The following is a 12,225-nucleotide window of genomic DNA, read 5'->3' as shown; positions in this document are numbered from 1 at the left end:
GGTGGGTCCTGACAAGGTGGGGAACACAGTGGGGCGACGGTCAAAGTCGAAAGCTCGAAAGCACCCTCGGGATCGGTCCAGTGTAGGAAGGCGAACCGTTCCACACAAGACCGGAACACTGAACGGATTGTTCAGTTTGGTGAACAATCGAACTATGAAAGATCAAAAGGTGCACGACGGCCATCACGAACTCTGGGGCCATTTCCACTGGCTCACGGTGCTGGCCCAGCAAGGCAGCTACACGGCGGCTGCCGCCCGGCTGGGCGTGAGCAAGGCGGCCATGAGCCAGCGCATGGCCGAGCTGGAGCGCATGGCGGGTGTGGCGCTGGTGCAGCGTACCACCCGCAGCGTGCGCCTGACCGAAGCTGGTCAGCGCCTGGTGGACGACACCCGGGCCTCGTTCGATCACATTGCCCAGAGCTTCGCCCAAGTGCGCGACGCCGCTGGCGCGCCGCGTGGACTGTTGCGGGTCACGGCGCCGGTGGCGCTGGCGCGGCAGCAACTGGTGCCGCACCTGGCCGGCTTTCTTCGCGAATACCCCGAGGTGCGGCTGGAGCTGGACCTGTCGGACCGGCTGTCTTCACTGGCCACCGAAGGTTTTGACCTGGCCATTCGCCACACGGCCGCCCCGCCCGACACCCACGTAGCCTGGACGCTGTGCAAAACCCAGTCGGTGCTGGTGGCCACCCGCGCCTACCTGCGCAGGCACGGCACGCCCGCTGCGCCCGGTGACCTTGCGCAGCACAACTGCCTGCACTACCCACGCTCACAAGACACACCAGTGTGGACGCTGGAACCGGCAGGCGCTGTCGCCACAGCTGCAGCCGAACGCATCGCCGTGCGCGTGTCGGGCTCGCTGGCGGCCAACAACAGCGAAGCGCTGCGCGACGCCGCGCTGACCGGGCTGGGCATTGCCCTGCTGCCGGATTTCAGCGCCCAGGCCAGCCTGCAGGCCGGCAAGCTGGTGCGGGTGCTGCCCGGCTGGAGGCCCGTGGGGCCATACGCCGGCCAGATCTACGCCATTCGCCCCTATTCCGCGCATGTGCCACGCGCGGTCACGGCGCTGGTGGCGTACTTGCGGGAGGCGCTGGCTCAGGGTTTCGACGTAGGTGCCTGACCAGTCAATGGGCTGAACTGCCACTGCACGTTCAGCGAAAAGGAATCGCCCTTTGCCAGCACACGCAGGCCCGGCTGGCCCGGCAGGTGGAACGCGTCAATGGGCTGGGTGATGGGTTCAAAGCAGAACGCGGGGCCTTGTGGGGGGCGGTAAATGAGGCAGTAGTGCTGGTCGGCGCCGCCATCGCGCTCGAAGTCCGGCATGGTCGCGCTGAGCTGCAGGCCGTGTTCGGGCCATTCGATGCGGGCGTGGCCGCCCCAGCCGGTGTAGCCGTTGTCGATCAGACCGCCATGAGCCGGTATGCCTTCGTTCAGGTTCCAGGTGGGAGGGAACGCGGTGGTGTGTTCGGTCGGCAAAGGATCGCTGCCACACAGCCACACCGCCTGCACCGGCGCGCTCACGCGCGTGCCTGGCGTGCGCGGGAACCAGGGGTGCAGGCCCAGGCCGTAGGGCAGCGGCTCTGCGCCCAGGTGCCGCACTTCCAGTCGCTGGTCCAGCCCGCCCGGCACCAGCCGGAAGGTCTGCACGGCCTCAAAGTGGTAGGGGCTGCCTTGAAATGCGTCCGAGCGCAGCGTCATCACCGCTACGTTTGGCGCAGGCTGTGTGTGCGACCAGGCCTGAAGCCAGCCGTCTCCGTGGATGGGGTAGGGCTCACCGGCGCGGTTGGGCTCCATGGGATGGAACTGCCCGTCGTGCGTGAAGCCGCCACCGCTGATGCGGTTCGACCACGGCACCATGGGGAAGGATGCGAGCTTGTAGAGGTCCTGCGTGACGCCATCCCACGGCCGCCAAAGGTCCAGCCGGCCATCGGAACCTTGAGGGTGATCGGCCTGCCAGGCAGCCACACTGCCGCCGAGTGAAGGGACGAGTCCCAGGTGTTGGCCAGCGTGGTGCAGCCAGATGATGGGGTGATGTGTGTTGGTCATGGGGGGGCTTCCTCTAGCCTGCAAACATGTTCGCTGGCAGGCCCGGGCAATCGACCAGAACGGCAAACAGCCCACCAGCCAGCGGCTCGGCGGCAAGCTGTTCCGGCGTGAGTCCGGTGCGGGCGGTGGAAATGAAGAGCGTGTGCAGGTCGGGGCCACCAAAGGTGCAGTTGGTGACGTGGCTGGTGGGCAACTCCACGCGCGCCAGCTCCTCAGCGGTCACCGGGTGGTGGCAGGTCACGCAGGCAGCGCCCCAGTGGGCGAGCCAGATGCGGCCCAGCGCATCGGTGGTCATGCCGTCGGGCAGGCCATCGCCGGGGGCCAGCTGCAGCCACAGCCGCTGGTTGCTCAGCGCGCCTGTGGCGGGATCAAAATCGAAGCGGTGCACGCGACCGTTGACCGTGTCGTTGAAGTACATGCCCAGGCCCGTTTCGCCGAGCGCCCAGGTGGGGCCGTTGGTGACGACATAGGCCAAGGAGTGGCGAACGCATGGGCCATCGGGGTCGAACCTATACAGCGCGCCGGTGGGGGCTTCGCAGGCGAAGTCCATGGTGCCGGCCCAGAAACGGCCCTGTGCATCACACTTGCCGTCGTTGAAACGGTTGCCCGGGGGTTCTTCGGCAGGTTGGTACAGGTAGGTCGGTTCGGCGTCGGTGGCCGGATCGAACAGGGCGAAGCCTCTGCGCAAGGTGATGATGAGGCCGGCGCGCTCCCGGCGTTCGGCCACGGCCGAGATCTCTTCTGCAAAGTCCCAATGGGTGTGGATGCCGCTGAGGGGTTCCAGGCAATGCAGGCGACGGCCCAGAATGTCGACCCAGTAGAGCACCTGCTCACGCGCCGACCACATCAGGCCTTCGCCCAGCTCGGCGCCCGCCGCGTGCAGGCAGCGCACCGAGCCCATCGTCGGCTTCTTGACGGTCGACGCGGACACATCGGCGGCGGGTTTCTTCGGGTGATTCAGGTGCGTCTCCATGCGTGGTTTTTGTGGCCGTCCGAAGAATTCCTCTTGACGCGGCGCATCTTATCAACGCCAATTGATATATGTAATTTAATTTTTTGCCATCAATCGATATTCATATTGCTATGACTGAATTTTCCACTTCTTCTTCCACCGGATCTGGGCAGGCCCCTGCACTGGCCAGTTTTCCCAGTCTGCGCCAGCGGGCCGTGTTTGTCACGGGCGGCGGCAGCGGCATCGGAGCGGCCATCGTGGCGGCGTTTGCCGAACAAGGCGCGCGCGTGGCCTTCGTGGACGTGGCCCAGCAGGCCAGCGAAGCCCTGGTTCAGCGACTGGCCGACGCAGGACACCCAGGGCCATGGTGGCGCACCTGCGACGTGCGCAACATCGGTGCCTTGCAGACCGCCATTGCCGACGCCGCCGCCGAACTGGGCGATTTCGCCGTCCTGGTCAACAACGTGGCCAGTGACGACCGGCACACCCTGGAATCCGTGACGCCGGACTACTACGACGAACGCATGGCGATCAACGAGCGCCCGGCCTTTTTTGCGATCCAGACCGTGGTGCCCGGCATGCGGCGGCTGGGCGGCGGTTCGGTGATCAACCTCGGGTCCACCGGCTGGCAGAGCAAAGGCGGCGCCTACCCCTGCTACGCGATTGCCAAGTCTTCAGTGAATGGCCTGACCCGGGGCCTGGCCAAACCGCTGGGCGTCGACCGCATCCGCATCAACACCGTGTCGCCGGGCTGGGTCATGACCGAACGCCAGATCAAGCTCTGGCTCGACGCCGAGGGCGAACAGGAGATCCAGCGCAACCAGTGCCTGCCCGACAAGCTGCAGCCGCACGACATCGCACGCATGGTGCTGTTTCTGGCGTCGGACGATGCGGCGATGTGCACTGCCCAAGAGTTCAAGGTAGACGCGGGGTGGGCATAGCACGAGAACACCCCCTGGTGTTAGAGCTCACCCCCCTGCGCCGCTGACGCGGCTTCCCCCCTCCCTTGCGCCTTCGGCTTGGAGGGGGGACGGCGGCTCGGGCCGGCATAGCCGGACCCTTGTCGCCCCTGGAATAAAGGCACGGTCTCCGAGAAGGGAAGTCCGATCCCGGTCCCGATCCCGACTTTGCCGTGTGGCCGGGCTGAGCAGCGCAGCGGCGTGGGGATCAGAAATTCGCATGTCCGAAGGCCGCGCAGCGGACAAGTTTGCGAACTTCCCCCACGACGCGAGCAGCGCAAGGAAGCCCGCAGGGCCCCGGACTTCGGCTCGCCTTTTCTTTGGGTACTTTTTTTGGCGAAGCAAAAGAACAGTACCTCGGCCGCCGGGCCGAGACCCGGCCAAGCCAAGCATCAGGAACCAAGAAAGGTCCACCCGCAAAAGAGGTGTTTCACTCCACCTCCAACCGCCTCCCATACTGCACCAGGCTGATCTGCTTGAGCGCCTTCATCATCACCTTCGCCGCCGGTGAAAGCAGCCGGTCGCTGCGGGTGATGAGACCAAAAGCGTCCATGTGGCAGGGCATGGCCAGTGGCAGCACGGTGGCCATGCCGTAGGCGGCGTAGTAGTGCGCCACGTCGGCCGCGAGCACGGCCACCATGTCGCTTTGCTGCAGCATGCGGGTGGTGAACAGCAGGGAAGACGTTTCGATGATGTTCAGGGGTGGTGCCAGGCCGTCTTGCTGGAACATAAGGTCGAAGCGGTGCCGCAGCACGCTGCCGGCGGGCGGCACGATCCAGCCAGCGGCCACCACATCGCGCAGCGTGAGCCCGCTCATGCCGGCCAGCGGGTGACCAGGGCGGGTGATCGCACACACCATTTCTTCGGTCAGCGGCTCGTAGCGCAGGTGGGTCTTGTCGTGTTCGGCAAACAATCGGCCCACCACGATGTCGAGCTTGCCCTGCTCCAGCCGGTCCAGCAGCACCGGGCTGGTTTCAATATCCAGCGAGATGCGCAGGCTGGGGTGCTCCTGCTTCACCTGGGCCACCGCCGCCGGCAGCAGGCTCAGACCCGGTGAGGTGATGGCGCCAATGCCCACCTGCCCGAAGTGGCCCGTCTTCAGGGCATTGAGTTCGTCATGCGCCTGGTTCAGGTTGGCCAGCGCCATGCGCGCGTGGCGGATCATGGTCTCGCCATACCAGGTGGGCCGCATGCCCCGGGGCAGGCGCTCGAACAGCGACACCTCCAGCACATCCTCCAGGTCCTTGAGCAGCTTGGAGGCGGCCGGCTGCGTCATGCTGAGCACCTGGGCGGCGCGATGGATGTTGCCCTCTTCGGCCAGCGCCACCAGCAGCAGCAACTGCCGCGTCTTGAGCCGGGCGCGGATGAACCAGTGGTTGTAGGTGCTCATGGAGAGAAGGCGATGGGGAGGGGTTTACCAGAATGCTCAGAACGATATGTATTTTGTCGAAAAAACGATTGGATTGATATCAAAATCAAAAATAGACTGCAGGCCGTGACAAAACAAGGGTCTTCATGAAACTCGGCGACATGCAGCAAAACCCCCGGCACTTCATCAACGGGCGCTGGGAGGGTGGCACCACCACCGGGGTGAGCACGAACCCGTCGGACACCCGCGAAGTGGTGGCCGAATACGCCCGCGGCGACAAGAACCAGACCGAATCCGCCATCCGCGCGGCCGCCGACGCCCTGCCCCACTGGCGCCACAGCACACCACAGCGCCGGGCCGACGTGCTGGACCAGATCGGCAGCGAGCTGCTGGCCCGCAAGGACGAGCTGGGCACGCTGCTGGCCCGCGAAGAAGGCAAGACGCTGCCCGAATCGGTGGCCGAAGTGGCCCGTGCCGGCCAGATCTTCAAGTTCTTTGCCGGCGAGGCGTTGCGCATTCCCGGTGAGGTGATGGCGTCTGTGCGCCAGGGTGTGCAGGTCGACGTGACCCGCGAACCCGTGGGCGTGGTGGGCATCATCGCGCCGTGGAACTTTCCCTTTGCCATTCCGGCCTGGAAGATCGCGCCGGCCCTGGCCTACGGCAACACCGTGGTCTTCAAGCCGGCCGAGCTGGTGCCGGCCTGTGGCTGGGCGCTGGCCGAGATCATCAGCCGCTGCGGGCTGCCCGCGGGCGTGTTCAACCTGGTCATGGGCAGCGGCCGCCAGGTGGGGCAAACGCTGGTGGACCACCCGCTGGTCAACGCACTGAGCTTCACCGGATCGGTGTCCACCGGCGAGCGCATCCTGCAGGCGGCCACGGCGCGACGGGCCAAGGTACAGCTGGAAATGGGCGGCAAGAACCCGCTGGTGGTGCTGGCCGACGCCGACTTCGACCAGGCCATTGAATGCGCACTGCAGGGGTCGTACTTCTCGACCGGCCAGCGCTGCACGGCGTCGAGCCGGCTGATTGTGGAAAGCAGCGTGCACGATGCCTTCGTGGCGCGGTTGCGGCAGCGCCTGATGGCGCTCAAGGTGGGCCATGCGCTGGAGCGCGGTATTGAAATGGGACCGGTGGTGGACGGCGCGCAACTGGAGCAGAACCTGTCGTACATCGAGATCGGCCGCAATGAGGGTGCCGAACATGTCTGGGGCGGTGAGCGGCTGGAGCGCGCCACACCGGGCCACTACATGAGCCCGGCGCTGTTCTTGGCGCAGCCCCAGCACCGCATTGCCCGCGAGGAGATCTTTGGTCCGGTGGCCTGCGTGCTGCGCGCCGACGACTACGAACACGCACTGGCGCTGGCCAACGACACACCCTTCGGGCTGTGCGCAGGCATCTGCACCACCTCGCTCAAGCACGCCATGCATTTCAAGCGCCACGCCGAAGCCGGCATGACCATGGTCAACCTGCCCACCGCAGGGGTCGACTTTCATGTGCCCTTTGGCGGACGCAAGGAATCGAGCCACGGCTCGCGTGAACAGGGCCGCTACGCGGTCGAGTTCTACACCACCGTCAAGACCGGCTACATGCTGGCCTGACGGACTCCATCACCGCCAGCGACTTTCCCATTCAACCAGGAGACAAAACCATGAAACTGAATCGCCGTACCGTTGCCGCAGCCATCGCCGCTGCACCACTTGCCGCCCTGCTGCCGGGCACCGTCTGGGCACAAAAGCCCATCGTGCTGGGCTTCAGCCAGGTGGGCGCCGAAAGCGAATGGCGCACCGCCAACACCGAATCCATCAAGTCGGCCGCCAAAGAGGCCGGTATTGAACTCAAGTTCTCTGATGCCCAGCAGAAGCAGGAAAACCAGATCAAGGCGATCCGTTCCTTCATCGCACAAAAGGTGGACGTGATCGCGTTCTCGCCGGTGGTGGAGTCGGGCTGGGAGCCGGTGCTTCGCGAAGCCAAGGCCGCCAAGATCCCGGTGGTGCTGACCGACCGCGCGGTGAACACCAAGGACACCTCGCTGTATGTGTCGTTCATGGGTTCGGACTTCGTGGAAGAAGGCCGCAAGGCCGGCCGCTGGCTGGTTGAAAAGATGAAGGACCAGAAGGGCGAGGTCAACATCGTCGAACTGCAAGGCACGGTGGGCTCGGCCCCGGCCATCGACCGCAAGAAGGGTTTTGAAGAAATCATCAAGGCCGATCCAAAGTTCAAGATCATCCGCTCGCAGACCGGCGACTTCACCCGCGCCAAGGGCAAGGAAGTGATGGAAGCATTCCTCAAGGCCGAGGGCAAGAAGATCAACGTGCTCTACGCGCACAACGACGACATGGCCATCGGCGCGATCCAGGCCATTGAAGAAGCCGGCATGAAGCCCGCCCAGGACATCATCATCATCTCCATCGACGCGGTGAAAGGCGCCTTTGAAGCCATGATTGCCGGCAAGCTCAATGTGAGCGTGGAATGCAGCCCGCTGCTCGGCCCGCAGCTGATGACCGCCGTGAAGGACATCATGGCCGGCAAGTCGGTGCCCAAGCGCATCGTGACCGAAGAAGGCATCTTCCCCATGGAAACCGCCGCCAAGGAATTCCCCTCGCGCAAGTACTGATCCGGCCCACGGATCGCCCTCAACCCCGCGCACCTTCCCGGGTGCGCATTTTTCCCAAAAGACCGGAGACAAGACATGAAACGCACAACCCTCAAGGCCCTGGTGGTCGCCATGGCCCTGGGTGGCATCGGCATCTCGCCGCTGCTCGCGCAGGACAAGGGCACCATCGGCATTTCCATGCCCACCAAGTCGTCAGCCCGTTGGATCGCCGACGGCGACAACATGGTCAAGGTGCTCAAGGAGCGTGGCTACAAGACCGACCTACAGTACGCGGAAGACGACATTCCCAACCAGCTCGCGCAGATTGAAAACATGATCACCAAGGGCGCCAAGGTGCTGGTGATCGCCTCCATCGACGGCACCACGCTCTCTCGCGTGCTGCAGAGCGCGGCCGACAAGGGCGTCAAGGTCATCGCCTACGACCGCCTGATCAAGGGCTCCAAGAACGTCGACTACTACGCCACTTTCGACAACTTCCAGGTCGGGGTGCTGCAAGCCAACTCCATCGTGGACAAGATCGGTCTGAAACAGGGCAAGGGCCCCTTCAACATCGAACTCTTCGGCGGCTCACCCGACGACAACAACGCCTTCTTCTTCTACGACGGCGCCATGAGCGTGCTGCAACCGTACATCGACAGCGGCAAGCTGGTGGTGCGCAGCAAGCAGACCGGCATGAACAAGGTGGGCACGCTGCGCTGGGACGGTGCGGTGGCGCAGGCGCGCATGGACAACCTGCTCTCGGCCTTCTACGGCAAGGAGAAGCTGCACGCCGTGCTCTCGCCCTACGACGGTCTGTCGATCGGTATCCTGTCTTCGCTCAAGGGCGTGGGCTACTGCACTGCGCAGCAACCCTGCCCGGTGGTCAGCGGTCAGGACGCGGAAGTGCCTTCGGTGAAATCCATCCTCAAGGGTGAGCAGTTCTCCACCGTGTTCAAGGACACGCGGGAACTGGCCAAGGTCGCCGCCAACATGGTGGACGCCACGCTCTCTGGCAAGCAGCCCGAGATCAACGACACCAAGACCTACAACAACGGCGTGAAGGTGGTGCCTTCCTACCTGCTCAAGCCGGTGTCGGTCGATGCGTCCAACTGGCAACCCGTGCTGGTGGGCAGCGGCTACTACAAGGAATCGCAGATCAAATAAGCGTCCACATGGCCTCGCCTGCGGCGGCCCGCCAGGGTCGTTGCAGGCGGGTCGCTGCGTTGGCTGCTCCGTTGTTTCAAGACCGCCCAGACTGTCCCGACCATGCTTCTCGAAATGCGGAACATCCGCAAGACTTTCCCCGGGGTGGTGGCCCTCAACCAGGTGAACCTGAGCGTGCGCGCCGGCGAGATCCATGCCATCGTGGGTGAAAACGGCGCCGGCAAGTCCACGCTGATGAAGGTGCTCTCTGGCGTCTACCCCCATGGCAGCTACGAGGGCGACATCGTGTTCGAAGACCAGGTGCGCCACTTCGACGGCATCCGCGACAGCGAACACCTGGGCGTGATCATCATCCACCAGGAACTGGCGCTGGTGCCGCTGCTGTCCATCGCAGAGAACATCTTTCTGGGCAATGAAACGGCCCAGTTTGGCGTCATCGACTGGATGGCCGCCCACAGCCAGACGCAGGCCCTGCTCAGAAAGGTGGGTCTCAGGGAATCACCCGAAACACTGATCACCCATCTGGGCGTGGGCAAGCAGCAACTGGTGGAAATCGCCAAGGCCTTGTCGCGCAAGGTCAGACTGCTGATCCTGGACGAACCCACCGCCAGCCTCAACGAAAACGACAGCCAGGCGCTGCTGGACCTGCTGCTGGAACTCAAGAGCCAGGGCATCACCTGCATCCTGATCTCCCACAAGCTCAATGAAATTTCGCGCGTGGCCGACACCATCACCGTGCTGCGCGACGGCAGCACCGTGGCCTCGCTCGACTGCCATGCCGGCCCCGTGAGTGAAGACCGCGTGATCCAGGCCATGGTGGGCCGCGAAATGGCCGACCGCTATCCCCAACGCCAACCCGACATCGGCGAGACCGTGTTCGAGGTGCGCAACTGGCGCGCCTACCACCCGCACCACAGCGATCGCGAATTCATCAAGGGCATTGACCTGCAGGTGCGCAAAGGCGAGATCGTGGGCATTGCCGGGCTCATGGGCGCCGGCCGCACCGAACTGGCCATGAGCATCTTTGGCCGCTCATGGGGTCAGCGCATCAGCGGCGAGGTGTTGCTGCACGGCACGCCCATCGACGTGAGCACGGTCGAAAAAGCCGTGCGCCACGGCCTGGCTTACGTGACCGAAGACCGCAAGGGCAACGGCCTGGTGCTCAGCGAAGACATCCAGTTCAACGTGTCGCTGGCCAATCTGGCCGGTGTGTCGTCGGCCACCGTGATCGACAGCGGGCGCGAGCACCGGGTGGCAGAGGACTACCGGGCGAAGCTGCGCATCCGCTGCTCGGGCGTGGACCAGAAAACCCTCAACCTCTCCGGCGGCAACCAGCAGAAGGTGGTGCTGGGCAAATGGCTGTTCACCCGTCCCGAGGTGCTCATCCTCGACGAGCCCACGCGCGGCATTGATGTGGGCGCCAAGTACGAGATCTACACCTTGATCGCCCAGCTGGCGGCCGAGGGTAAATGCGTGATCGTGATTTCTTCTGAAATGCCTGAGTTGCTGGGCATCACGGACCGGCTTTATGTGATGAACGAGGGGCGGTTTGTGGCGGAGATGGCGACTGCTGAGGCTTCGCAGGAGAAGATCATGCGGGCGATTGTGAAGGGTGGCTAAGGAATGAATCACCCCCTGCGTCGCTTCGCGCCGTCCCCCTCTCCCGCGGGAGGGGGACGCCACCCGTGGCCTGGCAAAGCCAGTTCCACGGTGGCCCTGGACAAATCCGTGCCACCTCCACCGATAGCTCATATGAATGCTCGGGAGGCGGGGTCAGACTACCTCTCAGGCGAACGTACCTTCACTCCCTCGCCCCTCTGGGGAGAGGGCTGGGGTGAGGAGCCTGCATCCGGAGCTCCTTCCTTCTCCCTTGCAGTTGCTGCTCGTTCGATGGTGACGTATTGAGCAAAGAATGAATGAGACAAGCCAGATGACACCCACTCCCACCGCCACCATGGCACCCGAACAAGCCGCACCAGGCAGCGACAAATCGCTGCTCGACCACCTCAAGCACAACACCCGTGAGTACGGCATGCTGATCACGCTGGTGCTGATCATGGCGTTCTTCCAGTACATGACCGACGGCACGCTGATGCAGCCGTTGAACCTGACCAATCTGGTGCTGCAGAACAGCTACATCGTCATCATGGCGCTGGGGATGCTGCTGGTGATCGTGGCGGGCCATATCGACCTGTCGGTGGGCTCGGTGTGTGGCTTCATTGGCGCACTGGCCGCGGTGCTGATGGTGAACTACAACTGGCATTTCGTGCCGGCGTCCATGGTGTGCCTGCTGTGCGGCGGCCTGATCGGTGCCATGCAGGGCTGGTTCGTGGCCTATTCGCACATTCCTTCTTTCATCGTCACGCTGGCCGGCATGCTGGTGTTCAAGGGCCTGGCGCTGGCGCTGCTGGCCGGGCAGTCGGTGGGGCCATTCCCCGACAACTTCCAGTTGCTGAGCGCCGGCTTCATTCCGGATGTGTTTTCCGCCGAAGGCCTGCGCGTGACCTCGCTGCTGCTGGGTGTGGGCGTGGCCGCCGCCCTCGCCGTGGCTGGCGTGCGCGCACGGGCCAACCGGGTCCGGCACGGGGTGCATGTCGAGCCCATGGCCCTGTTCGTGTTGAAGAACGCGGTCTTCGCGGCGCTGCTGATCGGACTGAGCTACATGCTGGCTTCCTACCGCGGTCTGCCCAATGTGCTGATCGTGATGGCCCTGCTGATCGTGCTCTACAACTTCGTCACCAGCCGCACCACCATCGGCCGGCGCATCTATGCCCTGGGCGGCAACGAAAAGGCGGCCAAGCTCTCGGGCATCAAGACCGAACGGTTGTCGTTCTACGCTTTTGTCAACATGGGCGTACTGGCCGCGCTGGCCGGCCTGGTGTTTGCCGCGCGCCTGAACACCGCCACCCCCAAGGCAGGCCTGGGCTTCGAGCTCGACGTGATTGCCGCCTGCTTCATCGGCGGGGCATCGGCATCGGGTGGCGTGGGCAAGGTGATGGGGGCTGTCATTGGCGCTTTCATCATGGGCGTGATGAACAACGGCATGTCCATCCTGGGCATCGGTATCGACTACCAGCAGGTGATCAAGGGCGTGGTGCTGCTGGCGGCTGTGCTGGTGGACGTCTACAACAAAAACAAGGCTTGA

General features: G+C 64.2%; 10 protein-coding genes. 7 read left to right on the top strand and 3 right to left on the bottom strand.

What is annotated here, in order from left to right; translation table 11 throughout:
* Positions 1-154 precede the first annotated feature (154 nt).
* Positions 155-1,117: a LysR family transcriptional regulator gene (locus tag J2W49_RS18025; protein WP_310319437.1), complete on the top strand. Its 963-nt coding sequence runs from the start codon at positions 155-157 to the stop codon at positions 1,115-1,117.
* On the opposite strand, the gene J2W49_RS18020 is transcribed toward J2W49_RS18025, so the two are convergent.
* Positions 1,093-2,043, bottom strand: coding sequence for an aldose 1-epimerase (locus J2W49_RS18020; protein ID WP_310319434.1), 951 nt, complete (start codon positions 2,041-2,043; stop codon positions 1,093-1,095). The genes J2W49_RS18025 and J2W49_RS18020 overlap by 25 nt on opposite strands.
* 13 nt (positions 2,044-2,056) lie before the next feature.
* Positions 2,057-3,016, bottom strand: a complete 960-nt coding sequence (locus tag J2W49_RS18015; protein WP_405001048.1) for an SMP-30/gluconolactonase/LRE family protein — start codon at positions 3,014-3,016, stop codon at positions 2,057-2,059.
* A 110-nt stretch (positions 3,017-3,126) separates the two neighbouring features.
* On the opposite strand from J2W49_RS18015, the gene J2W49_RS18010 reads away from it, so the two are divergent.
* Positions 3,127-3,936: an SDR family NAD(P)-dependent oxidoreductase gene (locus tag J2W49_RS18010; RefSeq protein WP_310319431.1), complete on the top strand. Its 810-nt coding sequence runs from the start codon at positions 3,127-3,129 to the stop codon at positions 3,934-3,936.
* A 448-nt stretch (positions 3,937-4,384) separates the two neighbouring features.
* Here the strand turns inward: J2W49_RS18010 and J2W49_RS18005 are convergent, their stop codons facing one another.
* Positions 4,385-5,344 (bottom strand): LysR substrate-binding domain-containing protein, encoded by a 960-nt coding sequence (locus tag J2W49_RS18005; RefSeq protein WP_310319428.1) that lies wholly within the window; start codon positions 5,342-5,344, stop codon positions 4,385-4,387.
* Between the two features lie 125 nt (positions 5,345-5,469).
* Here J2W49_RS18005 and J2W49_RS18000 point away from each other — a divergent pair, with 125 nt between their 5' ends.
* The 5 genes from J2W49_RS18000 to mmsB all read left to right on the top strand — a co-directional run bounded on the left by J2W49_RS18000 (position 5,470) and on the right by mmsB (position 12,225).
* Positions 5,470-6,921 (top strand): aldehyde dehydrogenase family protein, encoded by a 1,452-nt coding sequence (locus J2W49_RS18000; protein ID WP_310319426.1) that lies wholly within the window; start codon positions 5,470-5,472, stop codon positions 6,919-6,921.
* 50 nt (positions 6,922-6,971) lie between these two features.
* Positions 6,972-7,937, top strand: coding sequence for an ABC transporter substrate-binding protein (locus J2W49_RS17995; RefSeq protein ID WP_310319423.1), 966 nt, complete (start codon positions 6,972-6,974; stop codon positions 7,935-7,937).
* A gap of 75 nt (positions 7,938-8,012) precedes the next feature.
* On the top strand, positions 8,013-9,080 hold the full coding sequence (gene chvE, locus J2W49_RS17990; RefSeq protein ID WP_310319419.1) for a multiple monosaccharide ABC transporter substrate-binding protein: 1,068 nt from the start codon (positions 8,013-8,015) through the stop codon (positions 9,078-9,080).
* A 102-nt stretch (positions 9,081-9,182) separates the two neighbouring features.
* Positions 9,183-10,700, top strand: coding sequence for a multiple monosaccharide ABC transporter ATP-binding protein (mmsA, locus tag J2W49_RS17985; protein WP_310319416.1), 1,518 nt, complete (start codon positions 9,183-9,185; stop codon positions 10,698-10,700).
* Between the two features lie 310 nt (positions 10,701-11,010).
* Complete coding sequence (mmsB, locus tag J2W49_RS17980; protein ID WP_310319414.1) at positions 11,011-12,225, top strand: multiple monosaccharide ABC transporter permease; 1,215 nt, start codon at positions 11,011-11,013, stop codon at positions 12,223-12,225.

This window comes from Hydrogenophaga palleronii, from assembly GCF_031457455.1.
Classification (GTDB): Bacteria; Pseudomonadota; Gammaproteobacteria; order Burkholderiales; family Burkholderiaceae_C; genus Hydrogenophaga; species Hydrogenophaga palleronii_A.
Note: the sequence above shows the minus strand (reverse complement) of the source record. Positions and strands in the feature narration are given on the sequence as shown.

Coding starts and splice junctions, on each gene's coding strand:
- J2W49_RS18010 (WP_310319431.1), top strand. CDS start 3,127: ATGACTGAATTTTCCACTTCTTCTTCCACCGGATCTGGGCAGGCCCCT.
- mmsA (WP_310319416.1), top strand. CDS start 9,183: ATGCTTCTCGAAATGCGGAACATCCGCAAGACTTTCCCCGGGGTGGTG.
- chvE (WP_310319419.1), top strand. CDS start 8,013: ATGAAACGCACAACCCTCAAGGCCCTGGTGGTCGCCATGGCCCTGGGT.
- J2W49_RS18020 (WP_310319434.1), bottom strand. CDS start 2,043: ATGACCAACACACATCACCCCATCATCTGGCTGCACCACGCTGGCCAA.
- J2W49_RS17995 (WP_310319423.1), top strand. CDS start 6,972: ATGAAACTGAATCGCCGTACCGTTGCCGCAGCCATCGCCGCTGCACCA.
- J2W49_RS18005 (WP_310319428.1), bottom strand. CDS start 5,344: ATGAGCACCTACAACCACTGGTTCATCCGCGCCCGGCTCAAGACGCGG.
- J2W49_RS18000 (WP_310319426.1), top strand. CDS start 5,470: ATGAAACTCGGCGACATGCAGCAAAACCCCCGGCACTTCATCAACGGG.
- mmsB (WP_310319414.1), top strand. CDS start 11,011: ATGACACCCACTCCCACCGCCACCATGGCACCCGAACAAGCCGCACCA.
- J2W49_RS18015 (WP_405001048.1), bottom strand. CDS start 3,016: ATGGAGACGCACCTGAATCACCCGAAGAAACCCGCCGCCGATGTGTCC.
- J2W49_RS18025 (WP_310319437.1), top strand. CDS start 155: ATGAAAGATCAAAAGGTGCACGACGGCCATCACGAACTCTGGGGCCAT.